The organism is Streptomyces sp. AC512_CC834, from assembly GCF_019049325.1.
Taxonomy (GTDB): Bacteria; Actinomycetota; Actinomycetes; order Streptomycetales; family Streptomycetaceae; genus Streptomyces.
In genome coordinates, this window is record NZ_JAGMUO010000065.1 from 529,858 (window position 1) to 547,800 (window position 17,943).

Annotated in this window: 18 protein-coding genes and 2 pseudogenes; 9 read left to right on the forward strand and 11 right to left on the reverse strand. The window is 72.6% G+C overall.

Features of this window, described 5'->3' with window-relative positions:
* The first annotated feature begins 40 nt into the window (after positions 1–40).
* Complete coding sequence (locus tag KUM40_RS24560; protein WP_217168265.1) at positions 41–262, forward strand: hypothetical protein; 222 nt, start codon at positions 41–43, stop codon at positions 260–262.
* Between the two features lie 25 nt (positions 263–287).
* Here the strand turns inward: KUM40_RS24560 and KUM40_RS24565 are convergent, their stop codons facing one another.
* The 4 genes from KUM40_RS24565 to KUM40_RS24580 all read right to left on the reverse strand — a co-directional run bounded on the left by KUM40_RS24565 (position 288) and on the right by KUM40_RS24580 (position 5,663).
* On the reverse strand, positions 288–779 hold the full coding sequence (locus tag KUM40_RS24565; RefSeq protein WP_217168266.1) for a DUF5709 domain-containing protein: 492 nt from the start codon (positions 777–779) through the stop codon (positions 288–290).
* Between the two features lie 72 nt (positions 780–851).
* Positions 852–2,342: a hypothetical protein gene (locus KUM40_RS24570; protein WP_217168267.1), complete on the reverse strand. Its 1,491-nt coding sequence runs from the start codon at positions 2,340–2,342 to the stop codon at positions 852–854.
* A gap of 211 nt (positions 2,343–2,553) precedes the next feature.
* Positions 2,554–4,926 carry a glycoside hydrolase family 65 protein gene (locus tag KUM40_RS24575; RefSeq protein WP_217168268.1) on the reverse strand — a complete coding sequence of 791 codons (2,373 nt, stop codon included), beginning with the start codon at positions 4,924–4,926 and terminating at the stop codon, positions 2,554–2,556.
* Positions 4,923–5,663 carry a beta-phosphoglucomutase family hydrolase gene (locus KUM40_RS24580; RefSeq protein ID WP_217168269.1) on the reverse strand — a complete coding sequence of 247 codons (741 nt, stop codon included), beginning with the start codon at positions 5,661–5,663 and terminating at the stop codon, positions 4,923–4,925. Before KUM40_RS24580 ends, KUM40_RS24575 begins: the two co-directional genes overlap by 4 nt.
* Before the next feature lie 113 nt (positions 5,664–5,776).
* On the opposite strand from KUM40_RS24580, the gene KUM40_RS24585 reads away from it, so the two are divergent.
* A complete protein-coding gene (locus KUM40_RS24585) occupies positions 5,777–6,412 on the forward strand; it encodes a nucleoside/nucleotide kinase family protein (protein WP_217168270.1) in 636 nt (211 codons plus the stop codon).
* A gap of 20 nt (positions 6,413–6,432) precedes the next feature.
* Here the strand turns inward: KUM40_RS24585 and KUM40_RS24590 are convergent, their stop codons facing one another.
* On the reverse strand, positions 6,433–6,594 hold the full coding sequence (locus KUM40_RS24590; protein WP_217168271.1) for a hypothetical protein: 162 nt from the start codon (positions 6,592–6,594) through the stop codon (positions 6,433–6,435).
* Positions 6,595–6,793: 199 nt separating this feature from the next.
* On the opposite strand from KUM40_RS24590, the gene KUM40_RS24595 reads away from it, so the two are divergent.
* Both KUM40_RS24595 and KUM40_RS24600 read left to right on the forward strand, forming a co-directional pair.
* Positions 6,794–7,717 (forward strand): MurR/RpiR family transcriptional regulator, encoded by a 924-nt coding sequence (locus KUM40_RS24595; RefSeq protein WP_217168272.1) that lies wholly within the window; start codon positions 6,794–6,796, stop codon positions 7,715–7,717.
* Positions 7,718–8,050: 333 nt separating this feature from the next.
* Positions 8,051–8,434, forward strand: a complete 384-nt coding sequence (locus KUM40_RS24600; RefSeq protein WP_217168273.1) for a hypothetical protein — start codon at positions 8,051–8,053, stop codon at positions 8,432–8,434.
* Positions 8,435–8,497: 63 nt separating this feature from the next.
* Here KUM40_RS24600 and KUM40_RS24605 read toward each other — a convergent pair whose 3' ends face one another.
* On the reverse strand, positions 8,498–8,986 hold the full coding sequence (locus KUM40_RS24605; RefSeq protein WP_217168274.1) for a flavin reductase family protein: 489 nt from the start codon (positions 8,984–8,986) through the stop codon (positions 8,498–8,500).
* Positions 8,987–9,113: 127 nt separating this feature from the next.
* Between KUM40_RS24605 and KUM40_RS24610 the strand changes: the two genes are divergently transcribed.
* Entirely contained in the window at positions 9,114–9,815 is a 702-nt protein-coding gene (locus KUM40_RS24610) for a TetR family transcriptional regulator (RefSeq protein ID WP_217168275.1), read from the forward strand.
* Positions 9,816–10,015: 200 nt separating this feature from the next.
* A complete protein-coding gene (locus KUM40_RS24615) occupies positions 10,016–10,390 on the forward strand; it encodes a zinc ribbon domain-containing protein (RefSeq protein WP_254395531.1) in 375 nt (124 codons plus the stop codon).
* A 7-nt stretch (positions 10,391–10,397) separates the two neighbouring features.
* Here the strand turns inward: KUM40_RS24615 and KUM40_RS24620 are convergent, their stop codons facing one another.
* The gene (locus tag KUM40_RS24620; RefSeq protein ID WP_217168277.1) at positions 10,398–10,808 is read right to left on the reverse strand and encodes a PPOX class F420-dependent oxidoreductase; all 411 of its coding nucleotides are present in this window, start codon (positions 10,806–10,808) and stop codon (positions 10,398–10,400) included.
* Between the two features lie 11 nt (positions 10,809–10,819).
* Entirely contained in the window at positions 10,820–12,028 is a 1,209-nt protein-coding gene (locus KUM40_RS24625; RefSeq protein ID WP_217168278.1) for a MalY/PatB family protein, read from the reverse strand.
* A 151-nt stretch (positions 12,029–12,179) separates the two neighbouring features.
* Here KUM40_RS24625 and KUM40_RS24630 point away from each other — a divergent pair, with 151 nt between their 5' ends.
* Positions 12,180–13,556 (forward strand): S1 family peptidase, encoded by a 1,377-nt coding sequence (locus tag KUM40_RS24630; protein ID WP_217168279.1) that lies wholly within the window; start codon positions 12,180–12,182, stop codon positions 13,554–13,556.
* Positions 13,557–13,625: 69 nt separating this feature from the next.
* Here the strand turns inward: KUM40_RS24630 and KUM40_RS24635 are convergent, their stop codons facing one another.
* Together KUM40_RS24635 and KUM40_RS24640 are read right to left on the reverse strand one after the other, a co-directional pair.
* Complete coding sequence (locus KUM40_RS24635) at positions 13,626–13,811, reverse strand: hypothetical protein (protein WP_217168280.1); 186 nt, start codon at positions 13,809–13,811, stop codon at positions 13,626–13,628.
* A gap of 165 nt (positions 13,812–13,976) precedes the next feature.
* Positions 13,977–15,140 (reverse strand): ROK family transcriptional regulator, encoded by a 1,164-nt coding sequence (locus tag KUM40_RS24640; protein ID WP_217168281.1) that lies wholly within the window; start codon positions 15,138–15,140, stop codon positions 13,977–13,979.
* 170 nt (positions 15,141–15,310) lie between these two features.
* Here KUM40_RS24640 and KUM40_RS41635 point away from each other — a divergent pair.
* Together KUM40_RS41635 and KUM40_RS24645 are read left to right on the forward strand one after the other, a co-directional pair.
* Positions 15,311–15,687, forward strand: a pseudogene (locus KUM40_RS41635) (hypothetical protein); the annotation flags it as partial.
* Positions 15,688–15,847: 160 nt separating this feature from the next.
* A complete protein-coding gene (locus KUM40_RS24645; protein ID WP_217168282.1) occupies positions 15,848–17,050 on the forward strand; it encodes a Gfo/Idh/MocA family protein in 1,203 nt (400 codons plus the stop codon).
* A gap of 31 nt (positions 17,051–17,081) precedes the next feature.
* Here the strand turns inward: KUM40_RS24645 and KUM40_RS24650 are convergent.
* Positions 17,082–17,943 (reverse strand): annotated as a pseudogene (locus KUM40_RS24650) (SDR family NAD(P)-dependent oxidoreductase).

The window sequence follows — 17,943 nt, forward strand, 5'->3', positions numbered from 1 at the left end:
CGGCACCGAAGCAGCGATCCGGATCCGAGGAGCACTGATCATGTCGACCTCACAGCCCGACGCCTCCCGACCGTCCGAAACCGGCGCGGACGACGACCGCGCCACTCCGGACGCCCTGCTCCACGCCCGCACCGGCCAGGACGTGTCCCCGGAGGACCTCGTCCTGGCCGCCGGCCGGGACGTCACTGAGCAGAACCTGGAATGGGCCAGGCGCAAGCTGACCGAGGAGGGCCCGGCGGCCCTCGACAAGCTGCTGCCCTGACCCGCCCCGGGCTCCGGCAGCCGGCTCAGCCCGTCCGGCCGGGGCCCGCCCCGTCGTCCTCCGCGTCGTCCACGACGTGCATGGCGGCCTCCTCGGCGCCCGCGGCCCCGCCGTCGATGCCGACGTCCTCGGCGACCGTCTCCTTGGTCGTGTCGGTGCGTACGCCCTCGTCGGGAGCGACCAGGCGGCCCGAGCGTTCGGTGCCCGCCTCCCGGTCGACGGGTTCGCCCTCGCCACCGGGCTCGTCGCCCACGCCGTCCCCGTCCGGCGCCGACACGTCGGGCTCCTCCTCGGCGAGTCGTTCGTCGAGACTCTCGCCGTCGTGCTGCTCGGCGGCCGTGGTGCCGTGTTTGGTCACGCCGAGTGGCTTCTCGGGCGGGGAGTAGCCCTCGTCGAGCGTGTCGTCGTAGGTCCGTTCGTCGACGGCGTCCTCGAGGTCGAGGGGCGCGGCGTCCGCCTGCTCCTCGTTGGTACCGGTGGGCTGGTAGGCGTCGTCGGCCATCGGGTCCGTGCCCATCGTTGCCTCCCTCTCGCGCTGCGTCGGCTCGGTCGTCCCGTTGTCCGGTTCGCGTTTCCCGATCCGCGATCTCTAACCCGGGGGTGCGACGCGGATCTCCAGGTCGGTGATGCGGTGCGGGGTCCAGTCGCGGGCGTAGCCGGGCGTGGTGCCGCCCGGTCCTGTGATGGCGGCGACCGGGATCCGCCGGGCGGTGTCCTCGATCTCGGCGGCGGTGGTGTTCTCGTTGTTGCCGCCGGTCGCGCCGGAGGAGCAGCCGGTGTAGTAGCCGATCGGGATGGACTCGTGCCCGGTGAGCAGACACGGCGGGCGGACGCCGAGCCGGTGCAGCGCGTCGGCGACCCGGGCCCAGTCCTCGCGGCTTTCGACGTTCCGGTTCACGGTGCCCACGAGGACCGCGAACTGGACCGCCAGATGCCCGGCCAGCGCGAGCGCGACAAGCGGCGCGGCCACCGGCCGCCACCGGCCGCGGCCGGTCCTGGCCAGGTGCCACAGCGCGTCGGCGACCGGGAGGGCGAGCAGGGCGTAGGCGGGCTGAAGGAAGCGGGGCGCCGCGTATCCGATCATGAACAGGTACGGCGCGGCGGCCGTCAGGGCGCAGGCGAACGGGACCAGCGTCGTGACGGCCCGCCGGGCCCGTACCGCGACGACCACGCCGAGGACGGCGACGAACGGGAGCACCGTCCACCACAGGGTGACCACGGGGTGCGGCATCGCTCCGGTGCACGGGCGGCACAGGCCTCGTCCGCCGAGGCTGCGCATCTGGTCGTCGACGGCGAGGTTCCAGCCGAGGCCGCCCTGGATCTCGGAGGCGCGGGACAGCCGCTCCCCCACGCCGCCGTACCAGGCGTACGCCTCGATCATCCACTCCACGCCGCCGACCGCCAGGCCTCCCACGAGGGCGAGCAGCAGCGGCCAGTGGCGGCGTACGAGGACGAGGGCGAGGGCCAGGACGAGCAGGGGTACGGTCACCCAGACCGCGTCGGTGGGCCGCATCAGGGCCATCAGGGCGGCCCCGGCCGCCACCCCCCACAGCGGGCCCCGGCCGGGGTGGCCCCGCCGGGCCCGCAGGAAGCAGCCCACGGTGACCAGGGCACCGATCGCGACCCAGTAGTTGGGCATGGCCTGGGGGCCGTAGAAGAGGGTCACCCACAGGGTGGCGAAGAACCCGCCCGCGGTGGCGAGGACCCGGGCCGGGAACAGGCCCTTCCAGGCGCGCAGGGCGAGGTACAGGCCGAGGCCCGACAGCACGGCGAGGTAGACGCGCAGCAGTTCGGTGGAGGCCGACCAGGAGGCCACGGGTGCCACCAGCAGGGAGACGCCCCGGGAGCGGGGCGCGCTGAAGAAGGCGGCGGGGTGGTGGGTGGTGACCTGGCTGGTGTACACGATCTCGTCCCAGCCGAGACCCATCGCGGGGTGGACGAAGACCAGTTGGGCCAGGGTGAAGACGGCGGCGACCGCCGCGACGGGTGCGTCGGCGCGCAGCCGCCGGGGGGTGCCCGGCGTCCTCGCCGCCTCGCCCCGTCGTCTGCCGACGACAATGGCGTCGGCGCCGTCGGCCATCGTGCACCCCTCACCCCCGCTTGCCGCGGGGCCGCTCGGTCCTCACCTCCTGCCGCCGTGGCTGGAGCCCGGAAACCGGAAAACCCGGAAACGATGAAATGCTGAGATGCTGAAAATTTGACTGAAATGCTGAAAACAAGGTCAAACTAACCCGCGTGCCGCCGATGTGCAGGGCGGAACTCGGCCGGTCGCGCGGTCTCCTCCGTCTGCGTCACCCCGGGCCGGGTCGGTCGGCGGGCGCGGGGCGGCGGTGCGGGGGCTGTTCGGGTGTGGGGCGCCGCTTCGGGGCGGAAATGGCGAGGGTGACGGGGCCGTCTCCGTTCACGTGCGCCTCGGTGCCGTGGTGGTGAATCGTCAGGGGCGGTCCGGTCAGCAGCGAGTACGTCGCCTTGCTCCCGTCGATCTCCACCTGGAGGCACCGGCCGCGGAACTGGAGCCGGAAGGCGAGCCGGCTGAGCTTCTCCGGCAGGCGGGGCGTGAAGCGCAGGCCGTCGCCGTGCCGGCGGGTGCCGCCGAATCCGGCGACCAGCGCCATCCACGTACCGGCCAGCGAGGCGATGTGCAGTCCGTCGCGGGTGTTGTGCTCCAGGTCCGCCAGGTCCATGAGGGCGGCCTCGGTGGCGTAGTCGTAGGCCAGCCGCAGGTGCCCCGTCTGGGCGGCGACGACGGCCTGGCAGCACGCGGACAGGGAGGAGTCCCGCACGGTCAGCGCCTCGTAGTAGGCGAAGTTCGCGGCGATCTGGTCCTCGTCGCAGTGGGCGTCGAACCAACTGCCGCAGGTGTACATGGCCAGCACGAGGTCGGACTGCTTGACGACCTGCTTGCGGTAGATGTCGAAGTAGGGGAAGTGCAGCATCAGCGGGTACTGGTCGGCGCCGGTGCCGGCGAAGTCCCAGCGCTGGTGGCGGGTGAAGCCGGCGTGCTGCTCGTGGACGCCGATCTCGTCGTTGTAGGGGATGTGCGCGGCCTCGGCGGCGTCCCGCCAGGCGGCGCTCTCCTCCTCGTCGACGCCGAGCCGGGTCGCCTCCTCGGGGTGGCGTTCACACACGTCGGCCGCGGCGAGCAGGTTGGAGCGCGCCATCAGGTTGGTGTACGTGTTGTCGTCGACCACGGCGCTGTACTCGTCCGGTCCTGTGACGCCGTCGATGTGGAACACGCCGTGGGGGTCGTGGTGGCCGAGGGAGCGCCACAGCCGGGCCGTCTCCACGAGGAGTTCCAGGGCGGTCTCGCGTTCGAAGTCGGTGTCGCCGGTCGCCGCCGTGTAGCGCACCGCGGCGTGCGCGATGTCGGCGGCCACGTGGAAGGCCGCCGTGCCGGCCGGCCAGTACGCGGAGCCCTCCGAGCCGTCGATGGTTCGCCACGGGAACGCGGCGCCGCGCAGCCCGAGCTGGGTGGCGCGGTCCCGGGCGGCGGGCAGGGTGCCCTGCCGCCAGCGCAACGCCTCGGCGACGGCCTTGGGCGCGGTGTAGGTCAGCAGGGGCAGCACGAACATCTCGGTGTCCCAGAACGCGTGTCCGTCGTATCCGGAACCGGTCAGTCCCTTGGCCGGAATGGCTCGCTGCTCGGCGCGGGCCCCGGCCTGCAGCACGTGGAACAGGGCGAAGCGGACGGCCTGCTGGATCTCCTCGTCGCCGTGCACCTCGACGTCCGCGCGAGCCCAGAAGTCGTCGAGGTAGGCGCGCTGTTCGGCCACCAGGCCGTCCCAGCCGCCGTGGGCGGCGGCGGCCAGCGCCGCCTCGACCTGGTCGCCCATCGCGGGCCGGGAGCGGGCGCCGGACCAGCCGTGGGCGACGGTCTTCTGCACCCGCAGCCGCTGCCCCGGCTCCAGGACGGAGGTGAGGGTCAGGCGGGCCACGTCCGCGTTGCTCTCGCTGCTGGTGGTGATCTCCCCGGGGGCGTCGACGACGTGGTCGGCGGCCACGGCGACCCGCAGACCGCTGCGCCGGGTGCGGTGCACCAGACGCAGCCGCGACCCGATGGCCTGGTCCTCCTCCGGTTCCAGCGGGGACTGCAGTGCCCGGGCCGCCCTCGGGTCGCCGTCGGGGGTGGGCAGGCTCTCGTTGGTGACCAGTTCCGACTGGATGACCACCCGGGTCCGGCTGTCGACGGGCTCGACCTCGTACTGCACGGCGGCGATGGCGCGCTGGGTGAGGGAGACGAGCCGGGTGGAGCGCACCCGGACGGTCGTGCCTGCCGGTGAGGTCCACTCGCAGGTCCGCTCGAGCACGCCGCGCCTGAGGTCCAGGGTGCGTTCGTGCTTGCCGAGCCGTCCGTAGCGCAGGTCGAAGGGTTCGTCGTCGACCAGCAGCCGCAGCAGCTTGCCGTTGGTGACGTTGATGACGGTCTGGCCCGACTCCGGGTAGCCGTAGCCCGCTTCGGCGTACGGCAGCGGGTGCAGTTCGTACACGCCGTTGAGGTAGCTGCCGGGCAGTCCGTGCGGTTCGCCCTCGTCGAGGTTGCCGCGCCAGCCGACGTGCCCGTTGGAGAGGGCGAAGACGGACTCGCTCTGCGCCAGGAGGTCGAGGCTGAGGGCCGTCTCGCGCACGCGCCAGGGCTCCACGGTGTACGTCCGGTTGGTGATCACGCGCGGCCTTCCAGTTCGGTGAGGTCCTTGACGACGCGGTCGGCGCCGTGGGCGTAGAGGGCGTCTCTCTGGCCGACGCGGTCGACGCCGACGACGTACCCGAAGTGCCCGGAGCGGCCCGCGTCCATGCCGGCCAGCGCGTCCTCGAAGACGGCGGCGCGGGACGCTTCGACGCCGAGGTCGCGGGCGGCGGCGAGGAAGGTGTCCGGGTGTGGTTTGCCGGGCAGTTTCCGTTCCCGGGCCACCACTCCGTCGATCCGTACGTCGAACAGCCGCTCGGCGTCGATGGAGTGCAGCACGTCCCGGGTGTTGGCGCTGGAGGAGACGATCGCGGTGGCGAGCCCGGCGGCGCGTACCGCGTCGATGTAGCGCAGGGTGCCCTCGTACGGCTCCACTCCGTCGGTGCGGATCTTCTCGAGGAGCAGCTCGTTCTTGCGGTTGCCGACGCCGTTGACGGTGCCCGCGTCCGGAGGGTCGTCGGGGCCGCCCTCGGGCAGTTCGATGCCGCGGGAGGCGAGGAAGGAGCGGACGCCGTCGGCGCGGGGGCGGCCGTCGACGTACTGGTCGTAGTCGGAGTCGGTGAAGGGGCGGAAGTCCGCGCCGTCCCGCTCGCGCAGGAAGGCGTCGAAGGTCGCCTTCCAGGCGGCGGCGTGCACCACGGCCGTCTTCGTGACGACCCCGTCGAGGTCGAAGAGGCAGGCCTGGATGTCGTCGGGGAGTCCGAGCTGCGTCGTCATATCCCCACAGTTCCCCGCGAGCGTGCGTCCCATCGGGTGACACATCGGGTGACACATCGGGTGGCACATCGGGTGGCACATCGGGTGGCACATCGGGTGACACACTGTGCGGTGTGCCGCTGACCTTCGACGACCTGCTCACCCGTGCCCGCGCTCTCCCCCGGGGTGGGCGGCGCGCGATCCTGGGCATCGCGGGCAGCCCGGGCGCGGGGAAGTCGACGCTCGCCGACCGTCTGGTGCGGGAGCTGAACGGCACCGGCGAGCCGTGGGTGGCGCACGTGCCGATGGACGGCTTCCACCTCGCCGACGCCGAACTGGACCGGCTCGGCCGCCGGGACCGCAAGGGCGCGCCGGACACCTTCGACGCGGCCGGTTACGCCGCGCTGCTGCGGAGGCTGCGCGAGGAGAGCGACGGCGACATCGTGTATGCGCCCGGCTTCGAGCGGGTACTGGAGCAGCCCATCGCCGGGGCCGTACCGGTGCCGCCCTCCGCCCGCCTGGTCGTGACGGAGGGCAACTACCTGCTGCTGGAGACCGGGGCCTGGGCGCGGGTGCGGTCCCGGCTCGACGAGGTGTGGTTCTGCGGGCCGGCGGAGGCGGAGCGGGTCCGGCGGCTCACGGCACGGCACGAGCGTTACGGCAAGTCACCGGCGGAGGCCGCCGCGTGGGCGCTCGGCCCAGACCAGCGCAACGCCGAACTCGTCGCCGCGACCCGGCACCGGGCCGACCTGGTGGTACCGCCGGTGTGAGGCGATGCCTTGCGCGGCGGTCACTTCTCGTCGTAGTCGTCGGGGCGGACGTGTGCCTCCTCGAGGGCCTCGCGCAGGGTCCGGCCGGTGCCGCCCGGAGGGCGGGGCGCGTCCTGCCTGCGCTGGTCGAGAACGTCGTCGGGGGTGTCGTTCTTCGGCCGGTTCTCTTCCGGGACGGTCATGGCGTCGGCTCCTCGTGCGTGTCCGTGGGCTCGTGGTGTCCGTGGGCTCGTGGTGTCCGTAGGCGCTCGCGTGCCCGTGGGTTCTTCCGTCGCGGCGGGTTCCCGTACGGCGCGGTGCTATCCCCGTCCGGGCACAGGCCCTGCCGGACACGAGGGGTGAGCTATGTTGACCTCCGTGGGAGACAAGGGAGGCGCACCCGTGCCATCGCCGCAGCAGGCACGTGCGCAGGCATCGGCGATCACCTCGGGACGGGCGGCCCCGGAGTCGGAGGTCTCCCCCACCACCCGGCTCAGGACGCTGTTCGACCGGCCTCGCCTGTCCCCGGGACAGCGGCGCATCGCGCAGTACCTCATCGAGCACCTCACCGAGGCGGCGTTCCTGTCGATCACCGACCTCGCCGACCGGGTCGGGGTGAGTCAGCCGTCGGTGACGCGGTTCGCCTCGGCGGTCGGCTTCAGCGGTTACCCGGCGTTGCGGGAGCAACTCCAGGCGATCGCGCTGGGCGGCCGCGGCGGGGCCGCAGCCGCGGCCGAGGAGAACCGGGGCAACGAACTCCAGGCGGCGGTCGATGCCGAGATCGAGAACCTGGAGAACCTGCGGCGCGACTTCGCCGACGCGGACCGGGTGATCGACGTCGGCCGCAAGCTCGCCTCCTCGGCGCCGCTGACCGTCCTCGGGCTGCGCATCTCCGTCTCGCTCGCCGAGTACTTCGCCTACGCCGCCCGCCGCGTCCATCCCGACGTACGCCTGGTGACCCGGGGCGGCACCGTCGCCTACGACGCCCTGCTCCAGTCCCGGGAGGCGGGCGGCACCTGGGTGCTGGCCTTCTCCATGCCCCGGCACGCCCACGAGACCCTGGGCGCCGTCCGGGTGGCACGCGGTGCCGGCCTGAAGGTGGCGCTGATCACCGACCTGGCGCTCGGCCCGCTCGTGGACGAGGCCGACGTCACGTTCGCGACCGGCACGGGGTCCCGGCTGGTCTTCGACTCCTACGCGGCGCCGGGCGTGATGTGCGCGGCGCTGCTCCAGGCCATGACCGACGCCGATCCGGGGCGGACGCAGGCCCGGCTGGAGGAGTACGAGCAGGTCGCGGACCAGCACCAGTTCTTCCTGCGGGACTGAGCGACACCTGCGAAGAACGAGCCTCCCCGTGCCCGGCCCGGTGATTGGTCGGCGCAGAGGGGGCCATCCCGTCAAAGCAGGCATGAATGTTTCCATACGTCTTGCAAAGCGGATAGCATATATAAATACTGCTCACGGATCGCGACCCGGCCGCACCGGAGCGCGTCCACACCTGCCGCGAACACCTCGGCCGCCGACTCCTACCCGCTCCGGCGCCCGGGTGTTCCGGTCGGGCATCGCCTGCGCGAGCGCCCGCGGCGGTCCCGGTCGTCCCCTGGACCGGGACCGCCCCCACCCGTCGCCCACCCCGTCGACGCCGCACACCCGGAAGCGATGATCATGCTCCTGACGACCACGCGCATCAGCCCGGACTGGCCCTGCCAGGTCAAGACGCCCGGCAGCTACGACTGGGAACGCTCGGCCACCAGGTGGCTGCGCGAGCTGGTCCCGGCCCGCTACGCCGGCTATCCGGCCCTGATCCGGCACCCGGTCCTCCTCGCCCGTCATGCGCAGATCCAGGTCCAGCACGAGATCCGGGTGGCCCGCACCGCTCTGCAGACCGCCCGGGCGGACCTGCCGCGGCTCGGGCTGCACGAGGGGGTCATCGAGCACACCATCAAGCTGTACGCGGCGGAGGTCCTCCAGTTGCAGCACATCGCGCGCAGCGTGCGCGCGGTCACCGAGGCACTGGTCGAACGGAGCACCGCCGGGCGCTGACCTGCGGACTCTGACCGCCGGGCGCTGACCGGCGGGCGCCGTCCGCTGACCGGCGGGCGCGCGTCAGTCCACCGGGTGCCCGGGCCGGATGGTGCGGGCGTCGGCGAGCCGCAGCAGCGGTCCGGCGACCTCCTCCCGTCCGCCCCACTCGACCGGCTCGAGGACGAAACCGACGTGGTCGCCCCCCGCGGCCCGCTCCACGACCCGGCCGACGAACCACGCCTCGGCGTCCTCCAGCACGACGGCCCCGCCGTACGCCTCCCGCCAGCGGACCCGCCGGAACTTGTCGACGCTGTCACCGGTCCGCCCGCCGAAGATCTCGGCCGTCGCGTGCTGGTCGCGGGCGAGCAGATGGACCGCCAGGACATCGGCGGACCGGGCGACGCGGTAGGTGCGGTTGACGTCGGAGATCCACACGACGTACCGCACGGGCCGCAGGGAACACTGCGAGGAGAAGCCGACCAGGCAGCCGGCCCGTTCCCCGTCCGCGGCGGCCGTGACGACGCACATGTCCGGGTCGAGCCGGTCCAGGAACACGTCCATGGCGGTCATGCTAGACGGCCGGGCCGCGCAGGCGGCGAGCGCGCACCGCGGGGCCGTGGGGCATCGGATGCACTCAGTTCCCTCCCGCCACTGCACTGAGTGCCAGAACCAGCGGCGGGCTGCTACGTTCCCCTTCATGAGCACCAGCAGTGCGGCGCCCCGGCCGCCCATGCGGGAGGCGTTGGTCGCGGCGGCGTTCCGGCTGTTCCTGGAGCGGGGATACGAACAGACGACCGTGGACGACATCGTCGCCCTCGCCGGCGTCGGACGGCGGTCGTTCTTCCGGTACTTCCCGTCCAAGGACGACGTGGTCTTCCCCGACCACGAACGGTGCCTGGCCGACATGACGGCCTTCCTGGCGGCCTCCCCCGAGGACACCGACCCGGTACGGCGGGTCTGCGACGCGGCCCGGCTGGTGCTGCGCATGTACGCCGAGAACCCCGCGTTCTCGGTGCAGCGTTACCACCTCACCAAGAAGGTCCCCGGGCTGCGTGCCTACGAGTTGTCGGTGGTGTGGCGCTACGAACGCGCCCTCGCCGAGTATCTGCGCGGACGCCTGGGCGGACGCCCGGACGGCATCCTGCGCGCCGACGTGATCGCGGCAGCGGTGGTCGCCGCGCACAACAACGCCCTGCGGTCCTGGCTGCGTTCGGACGGCCGGGACGACGCGGGCGCCGCGGTGGACCACGCGCTGGGGTACGCGCAGTCCGCGTTCGGCGGGGTGCCCGTGCCGCCCCGCGGCGAGTCGCCCGAGGACGTGGTGGTCGTGGCCGCGCGCCGCGGGACACCCTTGTGGCAGGTGGTGCGCGAGATCGAGAGCGCACTGGCACGCGACTGACCGCGACCGGACCCGAATCAAGGGTACCGAGTACCTTTACGCGTGACACTCAGTGCCATACGCTGTGGCCCGTGCACGGTGGCACGGTGAGCCGCGCACACGCGTGCCCGGTGACCGCGCACGCGGGATTCCGGCTCGAGTGCAGGGAGTTGACCAGCGTGTACCACTCAGGAAACGTCGCTCAGCAGGGAGCCGGCTCCATGACGGGCCTGCTGGACTCCAAGGACCGGGCCCCCGACACCGAGGCCGTCGTCTTCCAGCGCTGCACCTGGTGCGGCACCGCCATGTACCACCGGGTGCTGTGCCCGGTCTGTCGCGGAAGCGAGCTGCGGACGGAACGCAGCGAGGGCATGGGGACGGTGCGGCACGCCACCGTGGTGCACCGCAACACCCCCGGCGCGCGCAACGTGTCCCTGATCGAGATGGCCGAGGGATTCGTGCTGCGCGGCCGGGTCATGGGCCCGCTCATCGGCATCCACAGCGGCGACCGGGTGCGGCTGTCCACGGTCAAGGACCCGGTGCGGGGCGAGCCCGTCTTCCAGTTGGTCGACGAGCCGTACCGGGCCTGGACCTGAGGGCGGGTCAGTTCCCGGCAGCGGCCGGTCCGGGCGTGAGCGTGACGCGGATCCCCACGGTGCCGGACGGTCCCCGGCGCAGCCGGCTGCCGAGGAGGGTGAGCCGGCCGACGACGCCGTACTTGCGGGCGAGCAGCCGCCGGTAGCGGGCCGTGGTGGCCGGGTCGCAGATCTCCGCCGTCCCCGGAATCTGGTCGCCCGCCGGCCTGCCGCGCACGTCGCAGGGGCCGACCAGGACGTCGGCGCGGTTGCGGACGCGCTTGACCTTCCAGGAGTCGGCGACCGTCCAGACGCCCAGCGCGTCCCCGTCCCGTACGACCCACACCGGGGTGGCGACCGGGGTGCCGTTCTTCCGGTAGGTGGTGACCAGCAGGTACTTGCCGGTGGCGAGCCGGGCCAGTGACGCTTCGTCGTCCATGCTCCGGAAGTCTAGGGCCCGGAAGTCCGGGGCCCGGAAGTCCAGGGCCCGGCCGCCGCCATCCTGCGCACCGCCTCCGTGAGCACCTCGGGCGAGGTCGCCAGGTTGAGCCGTACGTGTCCCGCTCCGCCGCTGCCGAAGGGGATGCCGGAGCTGAGGGCCACCCGGCCCCGGTCGAGGAAGACCTCCGCCGGGTCGTCGCCGAGGCCGAGGGCGCGACAGTCGAGCCAGGCAAGGTAGGTCGCGTCCCCGGGGTGGTGGACGACGCCGGGCAGGTGCTCGGCGAGCAGGTCGGTGAGCAGCCGCCGGTTCTCGTCGAGTCCGGCGAGTACGGCGTCCAGCCAGGCGGTGCCCTCTCGCAGGGCGGCGGTGTGGGCGAGGACACCGACGTGGCTCGGTCCGTGGCCGACCTCCTCGGGCATCCGCGCCAGGTCGGCGGCGGCGCCGGGTCCCGCGACGGCCAGGGCCGCCTTGAGCCCGGCGAGGTTCCAGCCCTTGGACGCCGACATCAGCGAGAGGCCGCGCTCGGCGCCGGGCACGCTCAGGTAGGGCACGAACCGCGCGTCGCCGGTGACGACCGGCGCGTGGATCTCGTCGGCGACGACCCGGACGCCGTGGCGCTCCGCGAGGGTGGCGACGGCGGCGAGCTCGGCGGTGGTGTGCACGGTGCCGGTCGGGTTGTGCGGGCTGCACAGCAGGAAGGCCGCCCGCCCGCCGCCGGCGACGGCCCGGCTGAACGTCTCCTCCAGCACGCCGAGGTCGATCCGCAGGTCGGGGCCGAGCGGTGCCTCGACGACGTTCCGGTCCAGGTGGGTCACGAACTGGTAGAACGGCGGGTACACCGGCGGGTTGACGATCACCGGGTCGCCGGGTCCGGTGACCAGTTTGAGCATCTCGACGACGCCCAGCATCACGTCGGGCACGATCGCGGTGCGTTCCACGGCCAGGTCGTCCCAGCCCCACCTCTTGTCGGCGAAAGCGGCGAGGGCCTCGGCGTAGGCGGTGCCGGCGGGGTAGCCGGTGTCGCCGAGTTCCATGGCGTCGGTGACGGCGCGCACGACGGATGCGGCGAGCGGCACATCCATCTCGGCCACCCACAGCGGCAGCACGTCCGCGGGGTGGGTGCGCCACTTCATGCTCGTACGGCGGCGCAGCTCGTCCAGGGTGAGCGCGTGCAGGGGGTTCGGTTCACCGGGCCGGTCCCGCGGGATGCCTGTCATGGGCACAAGATAGGTCGCCGTGGCGGGACGGGGGAACAAGAGCGCCGCCCGGTGAACACCGCCGGGTCGGCCGCCGTATGGGAGGAGGGCGCTCGACGTCCGGAGGTCCCCGCGGCGGCGACGCCGTGTGTTCGGGTTCGGGAGCGCACGCATGAGGCACGCACGACGACGCATGGTCCGGCGAGCGGCACGGCTGGCGGCCGTCGGCGGGCTGGTGCTCGGGGGGACGATGGTCACCCGGGCCGTGGCGAGCGAACCGCCCGACACCTCCGCGGCGCCGCACACGCTCGCGCGGACCGCATCCGACTCCGGCGCCGACCTCGTGTCCCGGCTGGGCGGCGACCGTACGGCGGGCCACTGGATCGGCGACGACGGGCGGCCGGTCGTGGCGGTCACCGACGAGAGCACGGCCGAGGCGGTGCGGCGGGCCGGCGCCGACGCGAAGATGGTGCGGCACAGCATGTCGGAGCTGCGGTCGGCGACCTCGACGCTGCGTTCGGCGCCCCGCGTGCCCGGTACGGCATGGGCGCTCGACTACCGGTCGAACGAGGTGGTGGTGCGCGGCGACCGCACGGTCTCCGGGTCCGACTGGTCCAGGCTGACCGGTGTGGCCGAGGGCATCGGCGCCTTCGTGCGCATGGAGCGCACCGAGGGCACGTTCACCACCCGCCTGAACGGGGCGGAGCCGATCCTGTCCACGGCGGGACGCTGCTCGGCGGGCTTCAACGTGACCGACGGCACGAAAGACTTCATCCTGACCGCGGGCCACTGCGGGCCGACGGGATCCGTCTGGTTCGGAGACGGCCGGGGCGACCGACAGATCGGCAAGACGGTTGCCGGGAGCTTTCCCGGGGACGACTTCTCCCTGGTGGAGTACGAGAACGGCGAGGCGGGCGACGGCGCCGACGTGGTGGCGGTCGGCGACGGCAAGGGGGTGCGGATCACGGGCGCGGGCGAACCGGCCGTCGGACAGCGGGTGTTCCGCAGCGGGAGCACCAGCGGGCTGCGCGACGGCCGGGTGACGGCCCTGGACGCCACGGTCAACTACCCGGAGGGCACGGTCACCGGCCTCATCGAGACCGACGTGTGCGCCGAACCCGGGGACAGCGGTGGGCCGATGTTCTCCGAGGGCGTCGCGCTGGGCGTGACGTCGGGTGGCAGCGGCGACTGCGCGAAGGGCGGTACGACGTTCTTCCAGCCGCTACCGGAGGCCATGAAGTCACTCGGCGTCCGGCTCATCGTCTCCGGTCAGGACGACGCAGGGCGGGAGGGGGCGGCGCAGGGGGGCGCGCCCTCGACGCCGCCCTCCGGTGGTGCCGCCCCGGGCGCCGCGGCACCGGGGGTGTCGGCACCCGTGACGGGGGCCCAGGGTTCGACCCTGCTCGCCCGGCTCACGGACCGCCGCAACGTCGGCCCGGGTCTGCTGGTCGTCGCGGGCAGTCTGGTGGCGCTGGTGGGCACCCGGTGGATCCGGGCGGAGCAGGACCGCAAGGCCTATCGGCGGCACTACTCGGCGACGTGGGGATGAGCCGGGGCTTCGAGGGGGCCCGGGCTCCGAGGGGCCGGGACCGATGCGCCGGGGAGCCTCGGGCGCCGGTCAGGCCGCCTTCATGGACTCGGGGGCCGCCTTGGCCCACTCCGTGACGAGCCGCTGGTACTCCGCGCGCTGCTCGACGCTCAGTGTCCCGCCCGACCGGAGCCACAGGGCCCGGATCTCCTCGTTGACCTCGGCAGCCGATCGCTCGGAGGAGGGTTCAACAGTGGTGGACATGCTGTGAAGCATACGGCGCCCGGCGTGAAGACGATGTGAGTAATCGCGAGCCAAACGGACATACCGGACCGTGTTACTGATCACGTCGATCTTCCCATCTGTCAAGACCTACCGGCGAGTTCGTTCGCCGTACGTGTGTCCCGCCGCACACGTCCCGCCTCTTCACGTCCCGCCTCTTCACGTCTGCCCGGCTCCCAGCACCAGCACCTGGATCGCGAGCACGGCGGCGCCGCGCGCCCAGTCGTGGAAGTCGGACACCCTGGTCTCCAGGCCGACCGGCGCGGCCCGCGGATGACGGTTGTCGCGGACGGCCTCCGCCACCACCTCGCCGGCCACGTCCATCAGCCCGACCCCCTCCCCGGCGAGCAGGATCTTCTGCGGCATCACGAAGTTGGCGATCTGCGCCACCAGGGTGCCCAGCGCGCGCCCGGCCTCCGTCACGACCCGGGCGGGCATGGGCTCCCCCGCGGCGGCGGACGCGAGGATCTCCTCGTAGCTTCGGTCGCGGCCGGTGGCGGCCCGTACCTGATAGCGGATGTTGGGGATGGTCAGCAGGGAGACGGCGCTGCCGCGCCGGCCGTCGGGGGTGAGCGGACCGTGGGGGTCGAGGATCCAGTGACGCCCGAAGCCGCGGTCCTCGTCCCCGGCGTACGGCACGCGCTTGCCGCCGAGCACGAGTCCGTACCCGATGCCGGCGCCGATGGTGAGGACGACGAAGCGGTCCAGGCCGCGCCCCGCCCCGAACCAGGTCTCGGCCTCCACGAAGGCGGCGGTGTCGTTCTCGACGACGACCGGCAGTGCGGTGCGTTCCTCGACGAGCGCAGCCAGCGGCACCCCCCGCCATCCCAGGAAGGGGGACTCGCCGACCACGGCCCGGTCCTCGACGAGTCCGCCGACGCCGATACCGATCCCGGTGACCCCTGGCCGGCCGCGGGACAGTTCGCCGGTCATTCCCGCCAGCAGCTCGGCGACCTCGGCGGGGTCATGGGTGGTGAGCGGGCGGTCGTGGCGGGCGACGATCTCGCTTCTGAGGGTGGTGACGACGCCGTACACCATGTCCTGAGTGATCTTGAAGCCGAGGAAGTACCGGGAGTCCGTGACCACGTCGAGCGGCTGGGACGGGCGGCCCTGTCGCGCTCCGGCCGGCTCACCCGTCTCCGGGACCTCGACCAGCAGCCGTGACTCGATGAGCGGCTTGGTCAGCCGGGTGACGCTGCCGGGCGAGAGGCCCAGCCGCCGGGCGATCTCGCTGCGGGACAGCGGGCCGTGCACGAGCACCTCGATCGCCACGGAGCGCTCGCCGGGGCTCAGGGGAGGCCAGCTTTCGGCACTGGTGGGCATCACCATCGCGCTCCACTTTCTTCCATACCGGAAATAACGAGTTACTTTATTATCTCCCGTCACCCCCAGCCAAGGCCGAGAACGATGTCCGCACGACCTCTTGACGCGATGATTGTTCCGTCTCAAAAGTAAGTAAGGTCCGAGCCGCCGCACGCGAGGGGAGTCCCCCGATGGCCGTCGCCTCCAGCAGCCGTGCCGGGAACCGGGGTGACGGACGTCTCGCCGCGGTGTTCGTCGCACCGGCGTTCCTGGGCTTCGTGGTCTTCCTGCTGGCCGACGCTGCGGGGCGTCTACCTGAGTTTCACCCGATTCAACCTGCTGACCCCGGCGCAGTGGGTGGGCCTGGGGCTCGACCGCGTCCCGTTCCTCGCCGACGAGACCTGGGCGGTCCCGACCATCGCGCTGATCAACGTGTGGCGCCATGGTGATCGGGTCCTTCCAGGTGTTCGACACCGTCGCGGTGACCACCGCGGGCGGACCGGCCAACGCCACCAACGTGCTCCAGTACTACATCTACGTACGAGAAGAAGGGCATCGACGTCTCGGCCTTCACCCGGCCGGTGGAGGACAGGAAGGACTTCCGGACCTTCACCTTCCCGATCACCAAGCACGGGCGGCGGCAGGCCGGTTGGCGGCCTCGACGAGACCAACGACCAGATCAATCTCATCCTCGACCAGTGACACGACCAGTGAAGGGCACGCCATTCATGACGTTCTCCCTCGGCATCGTCGGTGCCGGCCAGTTCTCCGGACAGTTCGCCAGGCTGTTCCTGGCCCACCCGGGCGTGAGCGACGTATTCGTCACCGACCTGCTGCCGGAACGGGCCGAGCGGCTCGCCGCCGCCGAAGGCCTCACCGGCACCTTCCCCGGCTACGAGGCGATGCTGGAGTCGGAGGCGGTCGACGCCGTCGCGATCTTCACGCAGCGCTGGACCCACGGCCCGCTCGTGCTCCAGGCACTGGGCGCGGGCAAGCACGTGTACTCGGCGGTCCCCATGGCGGTCAGCACGCAGGAGATCGCGGAGATCATCGACGCGGTCAAGGCGACCGGGCTGACGTACATGATGGGTGAGACCAGCCAGTACAACCCGGCGACCGTGCACGCCCGCAACAAGATCGCCGAGAACGCCTTCGGCCGGCTGTTCTACGCCGAGGGCGACTACGTGCATGACATGGACCTGGGCTTCTACGAGGCGTACCAGTACAGCGGCGGGGAGGGGTGGAAGGCCACCGCGAGCTATCCGCCGCTGCTGTACCCGACGCACTCGGTGGGCGGGGTGCTGGGCGCCTGGCGGACGCACGCGGTCAGCGTCTCCGCGCTCGGGGTGGTGGACGAGCGCGGGGACGGGGTCTTCGACCGGTCGGTCAGCCGGTTCGACAACGACGTCTCCAACGCGACCGCGCTCTTCGAGGTGGCGGGCGGCGGGTCGTTCCGTACGAACGAGTTCCGCCGGGTCGGCTACCCCTCGCACATCCGGGAGTCCCGCTTCCGGTTCTTCGGCACCGAGGCGAGCATGGAGCAGCTCGCCACGGTGGCGCTGTGGCAGGACAAGACCGGGGTGGAGGACATCAGCGAGCTGCTGGAGCCCAAGCCCACCACGTCCCCCGACGACCCCTCGCTCCAGCACGTCGCGCCCGAGCTGCGGGCGGCCTTCACCTCGGGTTCGGCGCCGGTGCACGACCGGGCGCGGCTGCCGCGGGTGTTCGACCGGATGCACAACGGCCACGAGGGCAGCCACCACTTCCTGGCGGACGACTTCGTGCGGGCGGTCAACTCCCGGACCCTGCCGTCCGTGAACGCGTGGGTCGCGGCCCGCTACACCCTGCCGGGCATCGTCGCGCACGAGTCCGCGCGGCAGGGCGGGGTGCGGCTGGAGATACCCGACTTCGGGGACGCGCCCGAGCTGTGACGCGGGTGCGTGAGCCGGGCGCCCGCGTGCGTCAGGTGCCGGTGGAAGGTACGGGCGCGGCTTGGTCGCCGTCCGAGGCCGTGCCGTCGGACTCGTTCAGCGCCCGTCGGAAGCCGGTGTTGACCGCGGTCAGGCCGCCGTCGACCGCCAGGGTGGTCCCGGTGATCCAGGCGGCGTCGCGCGAGGCGAGGAAGGCGACGGCCGCCGCGATGTCCTCGGGCTCGCCGACCCGCCCCAGCGGGTACAGCGCCCGCACCGCCGCCAGTTCCTCGTCCCGGCCCTCCCAGGCGGTGGTGCGCACCGTGCCCGGTGTCACGAGGTTGACCCGGACACCGCGCGGGGCGGCGTGTCCGGCGAGGGTGCGGGTCAGCGAGGCGAGGCCCGCCTTGGCCGCGCTGTAGGCGTGGTTGCCGAAGTCCTGGACGCCGTTGACCGAGCCGATGCTCACGATCGCGCCGCGTCCCGAGGCCGCCAGGTGGGGCAGCGCGGCCCGGCAGCAGCGGTAGGCGCCGGTGAGAGTGACGTCGAGGTCGCGGGCCCAGACGTCGTCCGGTTCGTCCTCGAAGAGCGGGGCGTCGGGCGCGCAGGCGCAGGCGTTGTTGACCAGTACGTCGAGGGCGCCGAAGGTGTCCACGGCGTGGGCGACGGCCGCCTCGACGGACGCCCGGTCGCTCACGTCGCAGGCGAACGCCTCGACGGGCGAGACCCCCTTGCGCCGGGTCCGCCGGGTCTGCCATTTCCGCCGCCGTCCGCCGCGCCGCGGCGAGGTCGATGTCGGTCAGCAGCACCCTCGCCCCCTCCGTGGCGAGCCGGCGCGCGATGGCCGCGCCGATGCCACGGGCCGCGCCCGTCACGAGTACCGCGTGATCCGTGAAACGCCTGGTGTCCGTCAT

Coding starts and splice junctions, on each gene's coding strand:
- KUM40_RS24560 (WP_217168265.1), top strand. CDS start 41: ATGTCGACCTCACAGCCCGACGCCTCCCGACCGTCCGAAACCGGCGCG.
- KUM40_RS24565 (WP_217168266.1), bottom strand. CDS start 779: ATGGGCACGGACCCGATGGCCGACGACGCCTACCAGCCCACCGGTACC.
- KUM40_RS24570 (WP_217168267.1), bottom strand. CDS start 2,342: ATGGCCGACGGCGCCGACGCCATTGTCGTCGGCAGACGACGGGGCGAG.
- KUM40_RS24580 (WP_217168269.1), bottom strand. CDS start 5,663: ATGACGACGCAGCTCGGACTCCCCGACGACATCCAGGCCTGCCTCTTC.
- KUM40_RS24590 (WP_217168271.1), bottom strand. CDS start 6,594: ATGACCGTCCCGGAAGAGAACCGGCCGAAGAACGACACCCCCGACGAC.
- KUM40_RS24600 (WP_217168273.1), top strand. CDS start 8,051: ATGATCATGCTCCTGACGACCACGCGCATCAGCCCGGACTGGCCCTGC.
- KUM40_RS24605 (WP_217168274.1), bottom strand. CDS start 8,986: ATGACCGCCATGGACGTGTTCCTGGACCGGCTCGACCCGGACATGTGC.
- KUM40_RS24610 (WP_217168275.1), top strand. CDS start 9,114: ATGAGCACCAGCAGTGCGGCGCCCCGGCCGCCCATGCGGGAGGCGTTG.
- KUM40_RS24615 (WP_254395531.1), top strand. CDS start 10,016: ATGACGGGCCTGCTGGACTCCAAGGACCGGGCCCCCGACACCGAGGCC.
- KUM40_RS24620 (WP_217168277.1), bottom strand. CDS start 10,808: ATGGACGACGAAGCGTCACTGGCCCGGCTCGCCACCGGCAAGTACCTG.
- KUM40_RS24625 (WP_217168278.1), bottom strand. CDS start 12,028: ATGACAGGCATCCCGCGGGACCGGCCCGGTGAACCGAACCCCCTGCAC.
- KUM40_RS24630 (WP_217168279.1), top strand. CDS start 12,180: ATGAGGCACGCACGACGACGCATGGTCCGGCGAGCGGCACGGCTGGCG.
- KUM40_RS24635 (WP_217168280.1), bottom strand. CDS start 13,811: ATGCTTCACAGCATGTCCACCACTGTTGAACCCTCCTCCGAGCGATCG.
- KUM40_RS24640 (WP_217168281.1), bottom strand. CDS start 15,140: ATGCCCACCAGTGCCGAAAGCTGGCCTCCCCTGAGCCCCGGCGAGCGC.
- KUM40_RS24645 (WP_217168282.1), top strand. CDS start 15,848: ATGACGTTCTCCCTCGGCATCGTCGGTGCCGGCCAGTTCTCCGGACAG.